Genomic DNA, 16,344 nt, shown 5'->3' on the forward strand with positions numbered 1-16,344 from the left:
TCCGGCGGTGGGAAGGAAACCCAATCCGATCGAGGACCTCGGCCCGATCGGGCAGTTCGCGACGAAACTGCGTCAACGAATCGAACAGGAGGACCCCACACCGACCTACCGGGATCTGGCCGCCAAGGTCAACTACTCCTACGCGACGCTGGCCGGCGCGGCCAGTGGCAGGAAGCTCCCCACCTGGGAGGCCACCGTGGCGGTACTGCACGGCTGCGACGCCGGCGACGAGGAAATCGAGCAGTGGCACAACTACTGGAAGGAGACCCGGCTCAAGGTCACCGGAAGACTGCCCGACCCGATGGTTCCCGACCCGCAGGGCTGGGTGGTCGAGCCGAAGACCGAGCCGGACCGTCCGGACCTGTCCGGGTACGACGACTGGCGGCCCCACCCGGAACTCGTCGGCACCTTCGACGATCTCGCCTATCAGCTGCAACGGTTCAGGGCAGCGGTGGGCAACCCTACGCTGCGGGCTCTGCTGTACGACCTGCGGAACCAGGCATTCCGGGGACCCGAGGCCACCTGCTCGCTGACCGCGCTTTCGGAGATCTTCAACGGCAAACGACGCCCCCGGGCCCTCACCTTCCGCGCCCTGCTCACCGTGCTGCTGCTGCGGTCGCACGCCATCCACGGACTCGAAGAACGCGATCGGACATGGAAATCGGACTACGAATGGACCGAAGCGTGGAGCCGCGCTGAGTTCCACCACCAGCAATCCCGCCGACCCAACCCCAGCACCGCCGCGGCGACCTCTCACCAGACCGGCGCGGGGCTGGCCAACCTCGCGACCACCAAGCCCAAGGAGCTGCTCAACCTGCTGATCGACATGAACCCGGCCGACGCAAGCAGGATCATCACAGCGCTGCCGGAACCCACCGGTACCGAGATCCTCACCGCCGTCCTCGAAACGCTCCAGGCACGAGCCAGACCCACAGTGACGACCGGACCAACGGCCGAGGTGACATCACTGGCAGCCAGGCGGTCCTCACAGACACCGTCCCCCACCCCGTTCCGGCCGAAAACCGTATAGCGCGAACGAGTCCCGGCGAAACGAGCCCTGAGGAGATTTCCGGGGAACCGGGCCCGCGGGCCGTGCGTCGAAACAGATGTGTAGGTACGGCCTCGCGGTGCGCGGCCGTACCGCGGGGACCACTCAGGTTGGGGCGGTGGGGCTGGGGTAGGCCGACACGCCCGAATGGCGTTGACACACCGCTATTTTGGGGCGCACCGTCATCGCGAATTCTTCAACACTTCGTGATGAATCCGGACGCCATTTTTATGCTTTGACCTGCGGCTAACGGTGTAAGTGTCCAATTTTGGCCGCGAGTACGGGTTTTGTCGATCGGGCCTGGTCGCATTGCGTGGCGGGTGCGTGATGCAATAGCCGGGCTGCAGCGTCGTGAACCGAAAAGCGTGCCGCCCCACCACGTTCGCGCAGGTAGGGGCAGGCGGGAAACCCGCCCTGGTGTGCGCTCCCGAACATGTGCCCAGGAAAGAGCCCAGCATGTCGCCAGACGCATCTCTACGAACACCCCGGCGCGCTGCAGCGCCGACCGCATCACACGGTCGATGGGACCGGCCGAGGTACCAAAAACCTTGGCACTTCGGCCTTCTCGCCGCCCGTAGGTTCGGTCATCATGGTTGACCTGTTGGCCGGGACCGGAGCAATCACCGGCGGTATCGGTGGGCTCACCTGGTGGCTGTGGCACGACGGCCCGGTCCGGCTCATCGCCGGATTCGTGGCGGTCGCGCACTCGGATCCGCAGCGGCGCGCCGACGCTCGCGAAGTGCTGCGCTGCACCGGCCGACACCGGACCGCCACCCGCAAACGAGCAGCTGCACCAGCCCGCCCTGCCGGGTAGGCGCGGAACATGGCCTCGCCCCTGTCGCCGCAGTGCTGCGCGGCTGGGCCGAGGCGAAGAAGATCAGCGCCACCGAAGCGATCAGGCGCGCGATCGCGGTCTGGAACATCATCGAGACCGAAAAGGCCAACGGGAACACTCTGGCCATAGTCGAGAGCCTGCCAGGTGTGACAAGCGGCGGATCCGTGAAGTCTCGTGCTCATGGTTTTCCGACACCTATCCGGCCGTATCGACCAAGAGATCCCGGCCCGGCAGGTCGGTGTCGAGAACCGGTCAATCCTCGACACCCACCCTGTCCCGCACGACGTCAGCCCTCACCTACTCGGCTGAGCCGTCCTCGCGTTCACGCGGCGTTGGTTGGGTTCGGCGCATCGAGGTCCAGGCTTCCAAGTCACGCCAAACGCGTGGCCGCGTTGAGACTCCCCGGCTCCTAAGTAGTCGCGCGGTCCAGGATGCGGACGGCGATCAGGATGCGCCCTTGAACACTTTGGCCAGGGCCCTGGCCACGTCCTGGGGACGGGTTCCGCCGAGGATATCCACGCACAGCTGTTCGTAACCGGCTTGGTCGACAGGAACTGCGCGTTTGCGTCGCAGTTGGCCCAGCCGATTGCGCATGTCCGGGGCGACGATCGCGGCGAGGTCGGGCAGTTGGGCGTCGAGGCCGGGGCCGATCGCGTAGATGTGGGCGTCGACGATCGTCTGCAGCGGTTTGAGGCCGAACTCGTCGTAGACACGCTGAGCCTGGGCGCGGGCGCGCCACCGGGTGGTGGCCATGATGGCGGCCCGCCAGACCGGCTGGTGGTGGTGCATCTTGAACTTGGACCGCCACATGTCCGGGTTCTTCATGCGGCCGATGTACTGCTGGTAGATGGCTTTGACCATCGCCTCCATCGCGAGGTCGCCGCTGGTGACGAAATGCGCGCGGGCCTCGCGCAGGGTCTTGGTCCAGGCGTCGAGGGCGCGGCCTTGCGACGGCCACAGCCAGGCTTGCTCGATCTCGAGGTCGTCCAGGCCGAGCCCGGCGCCGCCGTCGGCGACCGGCTTGCACAGCCATTCCACGCTGACGCTGGTGACCCAGGTGCTCACCCGCCGATCGGCGCGCATGTGTGGATGCGGCAGCGGCATCCACTCCGGCGTGGAGAGCTCTTGTCCGGCAGGCAGATTCGCGCGGTAGAGACCGAACGGCAGCGGGACGGTTTTGGGCGCGTTCCAGGCCTTGCGGACCGCGGCGACAGCGGCGTCGCCGGACATGTGGACCGGTGCGCCGTAGCCGAGGTTGATGGAGCAGGAGCCGAGATAGGAGGCGGTCTGGTCCATTTCGACCAAGTGAGTGATCGGGACGACCCCGGCCTCGTCGGCGGTGAGGTCCTCGGCCGAGATGAGAGTGGGGCGGCGGGTGTATTCCAGCGGCGGCTCGAGGTCGTCCTCCGGGCCGGGCGGGTATTCCATGTCCTCGGGCAGGCCGCCGGGTTCGCTGATCACCAGGCCGCGGCCGGCCTTTTGCCGGTCTTTCCAGATGATGTCGGCGATCGAGGCGCCGGTGCGGCCGGCCGATTCCGAGGGCAGCACACCGAGGTGCTGCACGGCCGCGGCAAGGCGGCGGCCTAGTTCGGCGGCCGCGGCGATGTCGTCGTCGGGCAGCGCGGTCGACGTCGGATCGGTCTCGGCGCCCGCGGTCTCGGCGGTGCCGTCGTCCACGCTGTCGTTCGTGTCGGCGTCCTCGCCGTCCGGGTCGGCGTCGGCCTGGTCGAGGTCGCCGAGGATGTTGCCCTTGTCGCTGCCCTGGGCGATCCAGGCGAACGGTTCGAGGACGAGGTCGACCATGGCGCGGCCGCGGGTCAACAGGATCCGGGGGCCCGGGTCGGCGCGCAACTCCCATCCGTGATCGGTGAACGGCCACAACGTTTTCGACAACAGGGCGGTCAGCGATTCGGCCAGCGCCACACGCCGCTGCAGATCGGGCAGGTCGGCCCAGCCGTCGGGTTCAGGCGGCAGCCAGCCCAGTCGCTCGCACGCGTCGATGCCGACGATCCACACCTGCGGCGTGACGCCCTTGGGCCGCAGCATCTTCCGCTTGCGGCTGGGATCCAGCGCCTGATGCAGAACCTCCGCGAGCCGTTCCACCGAATCCACCGGCTCCTTGAGCGGCAGCTCCCGCCCCGAGGGCAGGAACACGCGTCCGGCCGCGATGATCAGCGCATGCTCGTCGGCGGCAAAGGGATTGACCGCCCGCCCGTGGGATTCGGCGGGCTCGCCGGACTTCGATGCGCCCGTGGTCGCCGGCATCGCCTCAACCCTTCCGTGGAACGACTTCAGTTGCCTCGGTTGCCCTGTTGCAGGGGCCGCTTGGACGCCGGCCGCCAGCCGGTCACATCCCGCGCCTCGAGCAGCCAGGTCTTGCGCGGGAACAGCTTACGGATCTCGTCCTCGGCCAGGTTCTCGTCGATGTGCACGATCACTGGCTTGCCGGTGCTGGCCGCGGGCTCCAGCAGCGTGGCACGGTACACCGTCTGCGCACCGGCCGAAGTCAGCGCCGCCTCCCGCAACAACCGGCGCACCCGATCGGACACCGACTCCCCCGCCTCACCGGCGTCGCGCTGCGCCGCTTCCCACTCGCTGTCGGGGATGCGGATCGTACGTCGGTCGTCAGTCATAACAATAATCGTCGCATTTGTCATGCGGTGGCCTCCGTCCGGACACCCGAGATTCCAGCCCGCGATGAGCTGACACGTCCGGCCCACTGTAACAAAACGCATGACGTAAATTCAATTTTTAGTCATACATTCGGCGCGGCTCACTGCCAGTCGACGTCGAAGTCCAGCACCGATTCCATGTGGAATCCGGTGTCGTCGTCGAAGTCCGCGAACGTGGTCGCGTATTCCAGGGTCAGGTGCCGCTCGAGGATGGCGACCGCCGCCGCATGATCCTCACGGGCCACAGCGGCAGCGAAATCCGAAGCGACCGGCTCGTCGAGTTGGATTTCGAAGCTGCGGCTGGCCCGGTAGTCCGAGCTCGTCGTTCCCGAATTCCGATACTGGAACGCCGCGGTGACGGTCACCGCGGGCCGTCGCTGCAGCGCGCCGGTCCGCCGGTCGGCAAGATCGGCGCGGGCCAGCGCGTCGGTGGCGCGGGCCTCGGACAGGCCGCGCTCGGTGGTGGGACGCAGCGACGCGGATTTCCCGGTCTGGTAGCGGGAGACTGTCTTGTCGCTGACCCCCATCGCGGCCGCGCCGCCCTTGATGCCGCCGAAGCGGGTGACCAGGCCGCGGCGTTGCGCGAGCTCGGCGACCACGTCGTGCGGGATCCGGTCCTGCTGGATCCAGCGGCGGATCGTGCGGTCCGACGGCGGTGTACGGCCGGCGTCGATCGCCGCCTGGCGCAGGCCCGCAGCACCGATCTGTTCGCGCAACTCCCCCACCGTCACCGGCCGCGACAGCTCAGCCACCCCAGAATCCGGATCCGCGGCCGCCGAGGCCCAGGTGGCCACCGCATCCCCGGCGACCTGCACCGGGAACCCTTCCAGCCGGGCCGTGGTCGGCGCGGCCGGAGTACTACGCGGCCGCCCCCGCAGATACTGGCGAGCCATCGTTCTCGAACCTCCGTCACCAATCGTCGTCTCACGCGCGGGTTCCCGCGCTGCCCGGACTGTCGGGCAAGTCAACCATGCACACCCGACAACAACGAGCGTTCACGCGGCGGTGGCGGCGGTGGGCGCGCCGAGATGCTCGGCCACCCGCTCCCCCAGCCAGCGGGCCACATTCACCGATACCGCGTTGCCGATCTGTACGACCACCTCGTCGACGCGGCGCTTGCCGACCAGCACGGTGCCGCCGTGGAATTCGTAGTCGTCCGGAAACCCTTGCGCGCGTGCGCGTTCGCGGCGGGTGAGCATCCGATGGAAGACCCCGTCGGGGGTGACGGTCGCGATCGCGTGGTGGTTTCCGCCCGCGGTGACCGCCGCCAGCGGGTGCTGGTCGGCACGCCGCGGGCGGCCGTGGTTGCGGTAGGTCACCAGGTGCGGTACACCCTCGAGCTGGATCTGATCAATCTGCGGCGTCACATACAGCCGTCGGGTGACCGGCTTGCCGAGATCCGGATCCAGGATCGCTATCGCCGGGGTCCGCGCGACCGGCGCCAGCGTCAGATTTACACCACCATCGCGGGTGAACACCGTAGAAGCGAATCCGGTGCTGCGCCACCGGGTTCGGGCCGACGTCGGCGGAATTGAGGATGAGGATCTGCTCCCGGTAGCCCAGTCGGCGCATGCCGTCCAGCCACCACTCGTAGAGCACCCAGTTCTGGAACTCGGGCACGTTCTCGACGATCACGGCGTCGTAGCGGTGGACCTCGGTCGCGGCGATCACCGCGAACGCGGTGGCGCGGTCGACCGAGCCTTCGTCGGCACGGCGCAACTCTGCCTCGACCGGCTGCTGCTTACGGCCGCCGGAGCGCGCGTGCCACACGCAACTCGGCGAGACCCACAAGATGTCGGTGCGCCGGATACGGCGGAAATCGGTGTCCGCGGACAGATTCCAGGTCTGATGCTCGGTGTTCGGGTGATTGGATCGATGCGTCAGGATCGCAGTGGGCCAGTGATTGATCGCTGTCAGCACGTCATAACCCGCCCGCTCCAACCCGAGTGTGGATCCGCCGCCACCGCAGAACAGATCGGTCGCGGTCGGACGGCCGCTGAGGCATGCCGCGCGACGGCCGAACAAGTCAGCGGAGCCGCCGAGGCGGCCGGAGTGTATTCGCTTCCCGGTACTCATTCGGTCATCCCCTTCTCGTCACGGGACGTGGCGAGATTCAGACTACGATTTTCGCCTGACAAAAACAATGATTTATGTCATGCTCTAGCCGGGAGTGCCCTACTGTCCGAGAGCGAGAGGGAGAATCCCAATGATCGAGTCAAGCACGGTCACCGCCACCGAGAAGGTCTCCACCGACCGGCTTCGCCACGGCGACGTCGTCCTGAATCACGGCATGCGCCTGATCATCGACCAGCCCATTCAGACCCGCACCGAGGATTCTGGCGACACGGTCTATTCGACTTCGGCGGTGGTCGCCAACCGGGAGGGGATCACCTCCCAGGCCGCCGCCGAACGCGAGGCGGGGATCATCAACGGCCGCGCCCGCTTCATCCAGGCCCGCACCGAGACACGCACCGGTACCCCTCGCTGGACCATTCAAGGCAACAGGCTCGCGCACTGGTACCGCGAGGTGCGCGGCACCGCCGTGCGCTGACCTGCCGACTGCCGACTGAGGATCGCTAATGACACACCGCGGCAGAATCCTGGCTGATCGACGCGCATTCAGCGGGCCGGATACGGGCCGCCGTCGAGGTGGCGTTCGCCTCGACGGCGGCCTTCGGACCCTCCCTTCAACTCTCGCGCCCATGACGTAAAATCGAACACATGTACGAACAGGGGCAGGTGGTGGGGCACCGAGACGCAGGACGCGTCGACCCAGCCCTGGCGGCGCTGTCGGCCCAGGACCGGCTGGTCGAACTCCGTCGGCGGATAGCGGCTGTCCCGGGCCGGGTCGGCGCCGGTGCGCCGGCGACGGTCGCCGCGCACGATGTGCTCCCGGTGCCCGGGGCGCTGGGCGAGCTGCTTCCCCACGGCGGTGTGGTGCGCGGGACCGTGGTGTCGTGCCCGCGCGGTGTGGTGCTGTCGGCCATCCTCGCTGGCGTGACCGGTAGCGGCCGACATGCCGCGATCGTGGGCAACTTCCGCCAGTTCCGTGCGATGCGTCCTGCACTGCTGGATATCTGGGAGATGGGTGGCACGCTCGAGAAAGTCGCGCTGGTTGACGCGACCGCGGGCGCCCCGGCCGAGATCGTGCACGTGCTCGCCGATGGCATCGAAGCGATGGTGTTGTTCGACATGCCGCGGCTGCACCTGACACCGACCCAGCATGAGCGATTACGCGCCCGGCTGCGCACTACCCGCTCGATACTGGTCGTCACCGGCGGCACCGGGGCGCGCCAGCCGCACCTGACGATCGATTACCGCCGCGTCGGCGATACCGGAATCGGCCGGGGCCGTGGACGTTTCGCGCGTCTGGAGCTGGATGTACGGGTGACGGCAGCTGGCGAATCACCGCACCGCGGCCGGGTCATGCTCACCGGTGTGGACGGCGAGCGCACTCAGTGGATTCCGGGACAGTCCGAGCGGGACCGTGGGCCCCGGCGCCTCGCGCAGACGGGATAAGGGGCCGGTATGGACATGTCCGCGTTGCGGCGATTCTCCGAGCCGCGGCCTGTGCTGGTGGATCCCCGGCGGCTGCTGGTGGTGCCTCTGCAGGTGCAGGAGCAGCCGTCGATCGGGGTGCAGGCGGCAAGTTTCGAGGCCTGCGGCGACGGCCAATGGCTGGCGGCGCAGCTGTACGCGTGGGCGCGGCTGCGTGCGTCGTGGCCGCAGCCGCCCAGTGTGGGCTACCTCTGGTACGGGCAGATCGCCGTCACGTTCGAGACCCGGAATCGCCAGGAGCAACACGACTTCTGGCAGTGGGTGCCCGCCGACGCCGTCCGGCCGATCCCGTCGTCGGACGCGCCATGTAGGCAGTCGCGTGCCGCGGCGGGTGGACGTCCTGTTCAGTAGACGACCCGGCACCCGGACCCGTCGGGCTCGAGCGTGATGCCCTTCCATGGGCGTTGGGTGAGCTCCAGGATGCGCTCCTGTTCTTCCGCCTGCTCGAGGGCGTACTGCTCCAACTCGCGCTGGGATCTTTCGACAGACTCCTGCGCGCGTTTGCAGATGTCGCGCAGCCATTCGCTGGTGGTCGGGTGGTCGTGAAGCTCGGACATGGCGGGATTCCTTTGTCTTCTTACGCCGCGGCGTCGGGCACGGCGGATGGCTGGGTTACGACCTCCAAGAACAGTTCGGGAGGCGCGGCGGCGAATTGCATGGGCAGAGGCACGAGCATGTCGCTGTGCCCCTTGCGCACGCTGCAGTATTGGAACGGCCCGTCGGGCTTCATCAGGGCACGCAGGGTCGGATCCGCGCAGGTGAGCCACCAGTCGTTCTCGGCTTTCGGGTTCGGGCTGCGCAACCCGTGTTCGTAGGCCCGCCAGATCGCAGCGAGGCGTTCGGCCGCTTCCTTGTGCAGCCACGGCTGCGGGCACCAGACCGTGTCCGATCTGTCGGTCACCTGGCGGCGGTAGGTGGGAGCCAGGTATCGCTGCAGGAACTGCCCCAGAGACCGGTATCGCCATTCCGGGGCCGCGCCGTGATCGACGCCGCCGGTGGAAGTGCTGGGCATCGAACTTGTTCTCCTGTCGATGTTCTGGGGCAAGCCCCGGCCACGGCCGGGTGGTCGGGCGATGACGGGGCGGGTCAGCGGTCGGTGCGTTCGGGGGCGGCGACGAATCGGCGGATCCGGTCGTGGTGGGCGTCTTTGCCTGCGTGGTCCCAGCGGGCTCGGGGGTCGTCGGCGGGGACGACCTCGACGTGGTCGAACAGCGGAAGGTCGCGCGGGTTGACGTGGTAGCACAGCTGTCCGCCGTCGCGGGGCAGCTCGAGGTAGAGCACGGGCCAGTCCTGCGGATCGCTTTCGGAGTTGTAGGACAGCGCGGCCGGTGTGGCGTCGGGGATCTCGGCGAGCAGGCTGGTGACCAGGGCGTAGGCGTGGGCGCGTTCGCAGTACACGTGATCGGAATGCGTTTCGGCCTGCTGGGCGCGCCAGCGTGCGCTCTCCAGCTCGGCGTACAGGTTGCCGACGCCGTCCAGCAGCCCGTCGACCAGACCGGCCGCGTCGGGGCTGTCCACGATCTGTCGACCGGACTGCCCCAGCGCCAGCAGGCGAACCGACGGCTGCGGGCCGCCGCTCGGCGTGGTGATGTCGTGAATCATTGTGTCCCCCCTGGGGTTGTCAGCGGAGCGGGCCGGTGGCCGGGTCGGCGAGCTCGGTCGCCATCGCTGCGGCGGCGTCGATGCGGTAGCGCGCGCGGAAGGCGAGCCCGTCCTCGGTGGTGCCGGTGACCTCGATGCGGATGTCGGCGGTGTCGGGGTCGCGGTCGGCGCGGACCCGAGCGCCCTCGGCGAGGAACTCCCCCAGATGCAGCAGCGCCCGGAGGGCCGGGACGGCCTCCTGATAGGGCGGCCGCCCCTCGACGGTGATCCGACGGTCGACGGCGATCGCAACAGTGCCGGTGTCGGTCATCATGCTTCCCCTTTCCTACGGAGCCGCCGGCCATGGCCGAGGCGGGTGTCGAGCGGACCTGTCCAGCTCGCGGAGACGCCGTTGTCCCCACTCCACCACGTTGTGTCTCGTGGACCGGTCCGCCGGGATCAGCCGGTGAGGCTGCCACCAGCCTAACGCAACGTCATGACGAAAACAATCATTTATGTCACGCGCGTTGTAGAGCGGGGGTCCATGTATGGTCTCGCCGACGAGCGGCATCACCGATGGTGGGCGACCGCGGCGGCGACGGATTCCGCAGCGATTTGCGCGTACGCCGCGGATCCCTCGATGCCGAGGAACCGGCGGCCTTCCATGACCGCGGCGACGCCGGTGGTGCCACTGCCGGCGTACGGGTCGAGCAGCAGTCCACCGGGCGTCATGGCGCGCACCAGCTGCTGCATCAACGGGAGCGGCTTCGCCGTGATGTGCCGGCGCGCTCGCCCTTTCGGTGACCCGAGGGTGTAGACGCCAGGCAGATACGGCGGCTGGTGATCACGGTCGAGCTGCCCGTGCGAAGCCCACAGCACATACTCGGACTGATTGGCGAAGCCCGGCTGCGGGCGGGCATTGGTCTTGGCCCACACCACGATTCCTCGCCACCGCCAACCCGCCACCTGCAGGGCATCCGACATCGCGGGCAGTTGTCGCCAGTCGGTGAACACCAGCGACGACCCGCCCGGCCGCACCAGCCTCAGTGCTTCGGCCAGCCAGATCGAGCACCACAGCGTGAAACTTCTCTGGTCGCGCTGATCACCACCGAAGTCCGGCAGCGCGTGTCCCTGCCCGCTGTCGGACGACACGTATTTCTCGGCCGCGGTCCGGGACGTCCGCTCGGCCGTCGAGATACCACCCGAGCAGTAGGGCGGGTCGCAGACGAGAGCATCGAAGGCAGCCGAGGGCAGGCCACGCATGGTATCCAGCGCCTCACCGTGCACGATCTGCGCAGGTAGAGACAGGTCCACAGGGGTTTGTACCGCAGGCGAGATGAGGGAGGGTGTCGAGGTCATGGCTCACTATCTGATCGACCGAACACACGACAGAACGGACGAACAGGGACATTGATACCCGGAGGAACTACCGGAGGGCTGTCAGGAGCCTCGGCCTGTGCTCAGCCGGAGGCATTGCCGCTGGAGGGCCAAATCTTTCGAGGACAGGAAATCTCCGGTGTAACGATCGGGATCAGCTGTTGGAGGATCCGCGTTCGATCGCGCGAAGGCCCTTGAACCGCACGTGAGTGAGACTGGGTTTCAACATGATTCCTGTGTCGGTGATCTCGACGTTGGCGTCGCGGTAGACCAACAAAACGGCTTGCAGGTTGCGGATGAAGTCGCGTTTGAACTGTTGCTTGCCTTGCTTGGTGTCGGCCAGATTGCTGCCGAATTGGCCGCGGAGCAGTTCCCAGGAGACGGTGGTGGGCCGCTCCAGGTAGCTCATGCGGTGGGTGAGCCATGCGTAGATGTCCAGGCGCATCGGGGATTGCCGCAACGCGCGCAGCGCACCTAAGTCCATGGGGACGGGGCGGCTGGTCACTTCTTCGAAGAACTCGTAGGACAATCGCACGGTCGAGGGCATCAAACTCGGCTGGTCGTCGAACCCCTTCGTCCACCACAGGTCATAGGCGGAGGCGACCGACAGCTTGGCGCCGGCCTGATGGTCGGGGTCACCGTCATCGACCCGCACGGACAGCGTGGCCTGGAACAGCCGCTCCATCTGCCGTTTCAAGCGGGTGATCGTGCCGTTGCTGCCGCCGGTCGGAGTCATGTCGATCTTTTGCATGAACTCGGTCAGCGAGGCGCCGAGCATGAGTTCGGGATCCTTGGTGCGCACTGCCTCGGTCGACAACCAGGTCAGCAACAGCCGGGGAACGGTTCCGTACGGGTATCCGAGACTGCGGGCCTTGCCCTTGGTGTCGACCGCCACCCCGGGCTGCACGGTCAGGGTCAACGCCCCGTTCTTGCGGAACCAGACGGGGGCGTCGTCACCCGGGTCCTTGTAGGGCAGGGATGTCTGCGAAAACAACTTCGCGAGATAACCGATCTCCTGACTGTCCGCCGTCCAGAGTTCGGCTGCAGCGCGAGCCAGCTCCAGATCTCGAGACGACGACATGCCCGCTAGCATTGCACGATCGCCGCGCAGCATCGATCGAGCCACCCCGGGCGTGTCGCCAATGCGCCATCGCAGGCCGTCACGCTGCGGTTCGGGGCCGTCACACGCATATCTTGCCGACCGGACCGGACACGCAGCGCATAACTTGCCGACCGAAATGGCCGAGTTTCGCATAACTTGCCGACCAGCGGGCTGCCGCCGGGCTTCGTACGCCGATCTGCCCAGATGGAGCCCACGCATAACTTGCCGACCAGCGGGGCCTGAGCCGACGGACTGTAGGCGGGGGTCCAGTCCGTTCATGCCGGAAACCTCACGGCACGCTCATGGGTGCCGAGTCGCCTTTCGGGGGTGCGCGACGGGTCGTTTCACCACTTCGTGGACGTGGTGGGCGTTGTTGCTCCAGGTGGCAGCATTGTTCGCGGTCCGCGTATGGGGAGTATCACCATCGGTCATCGACGCGGGGCAGCGGCTCGTCGACAGGTTCGATGTCCACCGCCGTACTGGACTCGGTGGCACCGGCAATGCCGGGTCCACGCATATCTTGCCGACCACGCAGGTCAGGTCACGCATAACTTGCCGACCGGTGGTCGGGAACCGGGTGCGCGGGCGGCCGAACCGGCTCGCCGGGTTCGGCTACGCATATCTTGCCGACCATCGCGGTCTACGCATAACTTGCCGACCGAGATATCCGGGGCTGTCCTGTGACAGTGGGTCGTCCTTGAGGCGGGTGCCCTGACCTGCGGCGAGGAATTTAACTGGCGATCCGCGTGCTAGGTCAATGTTGCTGGAGAGCTCCGGGCGGGCGATTTCGCCATTGGATCTTGCTCGTTTCGCGGGCGTTGAGATTAATGGAGTTCGTCGGCTTTACGAACCACAAGGGCTCTGATAGCGGCTCTGAACTGCGGTGATTCATAGACTATGTCCGTGACGGTGGTTCAGTGCCGTTCCGGAAAACCGCTGGGGAATGGCGCGGTCGCGGTGGCAGGATGCGGGCATGCGCTCTGATGTCACCCTGCGGCAGCTCGATGAGGGTCTGCTTCAAGATCTGCTGGATGTGGCCGTGGTCGATGCGGACCCCCATGAGGTGATGCCCCCCGTTGCCGGGCCTGCTGGATGGACCGACGAGCGGCGGGCGGCGTTCTCGCGGTTCCATCAGTCGAGGTCTCTCTCAGCGGAGCCGGTGGAGAGCACCTATGCCATCGTCGTGGGGGACGCCGTGGTGGGGGCTGCCCGGCTGTGCCCACTGGAGGGTGCGGAGCATGCGGTCGAAGCGGGGGTGTGGATCGGACGTTCCTACCGCGGTAGCGGCGTTGGCGGCGCGGTGCTCAGCCACCTACTGACCCTCGCACGCGGCCTCGGATTCGATTCATTGTTCTTGGGCACGAAGCCCGACAACACGGCTAGTCAACGACTGCTCTCGGCAATGGGTGTCGACCTCGTCCACGAAGGCGACGCTGTCACAGCGTGGGTGGACCTCATCGCTGCCGGGTAGAAGCAGGCCAGTATCCGTGTAGACAAGCCAGGCATTGGTGCGGTTGCCCTCTCGGCACCACGGCCCGTCGACCACGAGCAAACTGTTAGTGGCAGAACCGGCGGCACGAGCAAGATTCATTGGCACAGAGCACGGTTCACTGTCACAGGATAGGGGCCAGCAGCCCGTACCGGAGCCGCACCTCGGCCGGGCGCTCCTGTCTCAGTGAATCTGGCCAGTCCCAGGGGCTGGAGCCTGCGGATCGCCCCGATTGATTGAGACGACGAACTCCTTTGGGGCTCAAGTTTTTCTGGCCAGCGCAGAAGGCTGCGCAGGACTGTTCCGATCGTCCTGTGGGCAGTAAATGGGGTCGCTGGCCCAGTCTCGGGTGTGGTGGGATCTGCGGTGTGAAGATCAGGCAGTACTGCTATTTCTCGGTGAGGAGCACCTCGTTGTCGGCTGCGGACATGACTGCGCAGCTAGGGATGCAGCCGGACGAGGTGCTCGTGATGGGCAGTCGGTCCCGTGAACGTGTCCTTCCGCGGTGTCATACGTGGAAGATCGTCTGCCGCAGCGGCGAGAGCGTCGACGACCAGATTCAGCATCTGATGGATCGGTTGGAGCCGATTCGCGCCGAGCTGGTCTCGCTGTGTGCCGACGACGATGTCAGCCCCGCGATGCAGGTTGTGCGCCATTTCGGTGATCCAGACGGCATCGAGGTCGCGCCCGATGGCACTGCCTGGGATCAGGCGCAGGACTGGCCTCGACCGCTGGGGTGGCACCTTTCGCTGTCGATGCTGGACTTTCTGGTGTCGACGCGAGCTGAGCTCGACGTCGACGAGTATGACTCAAGTGATGATGAAGACGACCGGTAGTCGCGATCTGCGGATTCGGTAGATCCACTGGGACGCTGGCCCGATGCCTGGTCGGGTTGGCCAGATCGATCGAGACTTGGCCGACTTCATTGAGATGGGACAACTCCTTACGCATAACGTGCCGACCGGACACAGTCGGTGCGCATATCTTGCCGACCTCACGATGTCTTCTCGCGCATATCTTGCCGACCGTGCGACCGGGTGGCACGCATATCTTGCCGACCAGGCCTCGGGTCGGCGCATATCTTGCCGACCACGCAGGTCAGGTCACGCATATCTTGCCGACCAGTGGTGATCGTGGGTCGGTGTGCGGTGGCTGAAATACGGGTTACGCATATTTTGCCGACCGAACAATAAGCCGTCGCGGGCCTGTGGATAACTTGGCGATTAGGTGGAGTTATCCACGCATATTTTGCCGACCGTTCGAACCGTAAAACCCCAGGTCGCTACGCATATCTTACCGACCTTTACGCATATCTTGCCGACCGAGCCTCATTGTTTGCCCAGGTCACGGGGCGAATCGCCGACCCCCCTGTAGTTCTTTCCTGTTTAAGAAATCCTGTAGTAGGCTGCCGGGAGCTGTGGATGACTCGAATTCGGTGCAATTCGGGTCGGCCGCAAGCAAACCGGAATCTCCACCGCATCGCTCTGTGCACAGGCTCTCGCATTTACCGTGACATCGTTGGCGCTGCGACGGCTGTTCGTCGGCGGCGCGACTCCCCCAGTTCGATGATCGGTCTCACGCAGCGCTGCACGCGCTCGTTGCGGTCTCGTTCTCGATTGTCGGCTGTGCCGCTGACGAAGATCGACTACACCCGGCTCCCGGATTGTGTCTTCTGCTGAAGTCTCTCATATGGCGTCTGGCCGTCGAGTCCGCCGTGTGGTCGGTGGTAGTTGTAATAGTCTTGCCACTCTTTGAGTTTCGCGTTGAAGATGTTCACGTCGTCGATGACGACGCCGTCGAGCAGCCGGTAGAACTCCTCGGCGTCGATGCGGTGGGAGCGCTCCACCTTGCCGTTCAGCCGCGGGGTCCGCGGCTTGATGTAGACGTGGTTGATGCCCTTGTCGAGCACGTGCCAGTGGAACCCCGACTGGAACTCGGCGCCGTTGTCGGTCTGGATGGTCTCGACGGCGAAGGGCAGCTGGGCGAGCACGTAGTCGAGGAACTGGATCGCGGTCTTCTGGTTGTTGCGTGGGTAGATCTTCAGGATCCGCAGGCGGGTGCAGTCGTCGATGGCAGTGAACTGGTAGAACTTCCCGCGCCGGCCGATCGGTTTGGGCGCGATCGCGGTGCCACCGGTCTTCCCGGGCAGGGCCTCGACGAACTTGACGTCGATCTGGACATGGTGGCCGGGGCGTTGCTTCTCGTAACGCTTCCACCGGCGGTCATGACGCTTATACCGTTGCGAGGCAGGCAGTCTGCCCATGTCGAGGCGATTGAGGATGCGCCAGACACCGGACTTGCTGATGTCGATGTCGTGGTAGCGCTTGAGGTACATCCGGATCTTCTCGGGCCCGAAGTGGTAGTTCTGCCGCAGATGGATGATCTTCTCCACGACCTCGGCGCGCGTGGCGTTCGGGCTGGTTCGCGGGCGCTTGGATCGTTCTCTGAGTCCGTCGACGCCCTCGGTTTCGTAGCGGCGCAGCCACGTGTAGTAGGTGGGGCGGCTGATACAGAAGTACCGGCAGGTCATCGCGACGTTGCCGCTGACTTCCTCGACATGACGAAGGACCGCCAGGCGCCGACGCACCTCGCGGTCCAGAACAGGCTCACTCACCCGAATCTCCTTAGGGCTCAGGGGATCCGAGTGTCAAGCATCTCCGTCAGTTTTATAGTTGACATCGA

General features: G+C 66.2%; 19 protein-coding genes. 7 read left to right on the top strand and 12 right to left on the bottom strand.

The features are described 5' to 3' along the window. The first annotated feature begins 7 nt into the window (after positions 1-7). Both ACIA76_RS36240 and ACIA76_RS36245 read left to right on the top strand, forming a co-directional pair. The gene (locus ACIA76_RS36240; protein WP_397158725.1) at positions 8-1,030 is read left to right on the top strand and encodes a hypothetical protein; all 1,023 of its coding nucleotides are present in this window, start codon (positions 8-10) and stop codon (positions 1,028-1,030) included. 607 nt (positions 1,031-1,637) lie between these two features. Next, positions 1,638-1,862, top strand: coding sequence for a hypothetical protein (locus ACIA76_RS36245; RefSeq protein WP_397158727.1), 225 nt, complete (start codon positions 1,638-1,640; stop codon positions 1,860-1,862). A gap of 465 nt (positions 1,863-2,327) precedes the next feature. Here the strand turns inward: ACIA76_RS36245 and ACIA76_RS36250 are convergent, their stop codons facing one another. From ACIA76_RS36250 to ACIA76_RS36270, 5 genes are all read right to left on the bottom strand, one after another. Beyond that, positions 2,328-4,148, bottom strand: a complete 1,821-nt coding sequence (locus tag ACIA76_RS36250) for a hypothetical protein (protein WP_397158729.1) — start codon at positions 4,146-4,148, stop codon at positions 2,328-2,330. Between the two features lie 26 nt (positions 4,149-4,174). Next, entirely contained in the window at positions 4,175-4,516 is a 342-nt protein-coding gene (locus tag ACIA76_RS36255) for a hypothetical protein (RefSeq protein WP_397158731.1), read from the bottom strand. A 140-nt stretch (positions 4,517-4,656) separates the two neighbouring features. Further along, entirely contained in the window at positions 4,657-5,448 is a 792-nt protein-coding gene (locus ACIA76_RS36260) for a hypothetical protein (protein WP_397158732.1), read from the bottom strand. A gap of 102 nt (positions 5,449-5,550) precedes the next feature. Further along, entirely contained in the window at positions 5,551-5,922 is a 372-nt protein-coding gene (locus ACIA76_RS36265; protein ID WP_397158734.1) for a DNA cytosine methyltransferase, read from the bottom strand. Continuing rightward, entirely contained in the window at positions 5,906-6,631 is a 726-nt protein-coding gene (locus ACIA76_RS36270) for a DNA cytosine methyltransferase (RefSeq protein WP_397158736.1), read from the bottom strand. Before ACIA76_RS36270 ends, ACIA76_RS36265 begins: the two co-directional genes overlap by 17 nt. 130 nt (positions 6,632-6,761) lie before the next feature. Here ACIA76_RS36270 and ACIA76_RS36275 point away from each other — a divergent pair, with 130 nt between their 5' ends. The 3 genes from ACIA76_RS36275 to ACIA76_RS36285 all read left to right on the top strand — a co-directional run bounded on the left by ACIA76_RS36275 (position 6,762) and on the right by ACIA76_RS36285 (position 8,464). After that, the gene (locus ACIA76_RS36275; RefSeq protein ID WP_397158737.1) at positions 6,762-7,106 is read left to right on the top strand and encodes a hypothetical protein; all 345 of its coding nucleotides are present in this window, start codon (positions 6,762-6,764) and stop codon (positions 7,104-7,106) included. 170 nt (positions 7,107-7,276) lie between these two features. Beyond that, positions 7,277-8,074, top strand: coding sequence for a hypothetical protein (locus ACIA76_RS36280; RefSeq protein ID WP_397158739.1), 798 nt, complete (start codon positions 7,277-7,279; stop codon positions 8,072-8,074). A gap of 9 nt (positions 8,075-8,083) precedes the next feature. Beyond that, on the top strand, positions 8,084-8,464 hold the full coding sequence (locus ACIA76_RS36285) for a hypothetical protein (RefSeq protein WP_397158740.1): 381 nt from the start codon (positions 8,084-8,086) through the stop codon (positions 8,462-8,464). On the opposite strand, the gene ACIA76_RS36290 is transcribed toward ACIA76_RS36285, so the two are convergent. From ACIA76_RS36290 to ACIA76_RS36315, 6 genes are all read right to left on the bottom strand, one after another. Next, on the bottom strand, positions 8,458-8,670 hold the full coding sequence (locus tag ACIA76_RS36290) for a hypothetical protein (protein ID WP_397158742.1): 213 nt from the start codon (positions 8,668-8,670) through the stop codon (positions 8,458-8,460). The genes ACIA76_RS36285 and ACIA76_RS36290 overlap by 7 nt on opposite strands. Before the next feature lie 20 nt (positions 8,671-8,690). After that, positions 8,691-9,125: a DUF4913 domain-containing protein gene (locus tag ACIA76_RS36295; RefSeq protein WP_397158743.1), complete on the bottom strand. Its 435-nt coding sequence runs from the start codon at positions 9,123-9,125 to the stop codon at positions 8,691-8,693. A gap of 74 nt (positions 9,126-9,199) precedes the next feature. Then, complete coding sequence (locus tag ACIA76_RS36300; RefSeq protein ID WP_397158745.1) at positions 9,200-9,715, bottom strand: hypothetical protein; 516 nt, start codon at positions 9,713-9,715, stop codon at positions 9,200-9,202. A gap of 19 nt (positions 9,716-9,734) precedes the next feature. After that, positions 9,735-10,028: a hypothetical protein gene (locus ACIA76_RS36305; protein ID WP_397158747.1), complete on the bottom strand. Its 294-nt coding sequence runs from the start codon at positions 10,026-10,028 to the stop codon at positions 9,735-9,737. Between the two features lie 236 nt (positions 10,029-10,264). Beyond that, positions 10,265-11,008, bottom strand: coding sequence for a DNA-methyltransferase (locus ACIA76_RS36310; RefSeq protein WP_397158749.1), 744 nt, complete (start codon positions 11,006-11,008; stop codon positions 10,265-10,267). Positions 11,009-11,225: 217 nt separating this feature from the next. Further along, positions 11,226-12,185, bottom strand: a complete 960-nt coding sequence (locus ACIA76_RS36315) for a replication protein RepA (RefSeq protein ID WP_397158750.1) — start codon at positions 12,183-12,185, stop codon at positions 11,226-11,228. A gap of 961 nt (positions 12,186-13,146) precedes the next feature. On the opposite strand from ACIA76_RS36315, the gene ACIA76_RS36320 reads away from it, so the two are divergent. Both ACIA76_RS36320 and ACIA76_RS36325 read left to right on the top strand, forming a co-directional pair. Next, positions 13,147-13,644, top strand: a complete 498-nt coding sequence (locus ACIA76_RS36320) for a GNAT family N-acetyltransferase (protein WP_397158752.1) — start codon at positions 13,147-13,149, stop codon at positions 13,642-13,644. Positions 13,645-14,030: 386 nt separating this feature from the next. Beyond that, positions 14,031-14,498: a DUF4279 domain-containing protein gene (locus ACIA76_RS36325; RefSeq protein WP_397158754.1), complete on the top strand. Its 468-nt coding sequence runs from the start codon at positions 14,031-14,033 to the stop codon at positions 14,496-14,498. A gap of 809 nt (positions 14,499-15,307) precedes the next feature. On the opposite strand, the gene ACIA76_RS36330 is transcribed toward ACIA76_RS36325, so the two are convergent. Further along, a complete protein-coding gene (locus tag ACIA76_RS36330) occupies positions 15,308-16,261 on the bottom strand; it encodes an IS481 family transposase (RefSeq protein ID WP_397158887.1) in 954 nt (317 codons plus the stop codon). Positions 16,262-16,344 lie beyond the last annotated feature (83 nt).

This window comes from Nocardia sp. NPDC051570 (assembly GCF_044454005.1).
In the GTDB taxonomy this organism is placed as follows: Bacteria; Actinomycetota; Actinomycetes; order Mycobacteriales; family Mycobacteriaceae; genus Nocardia.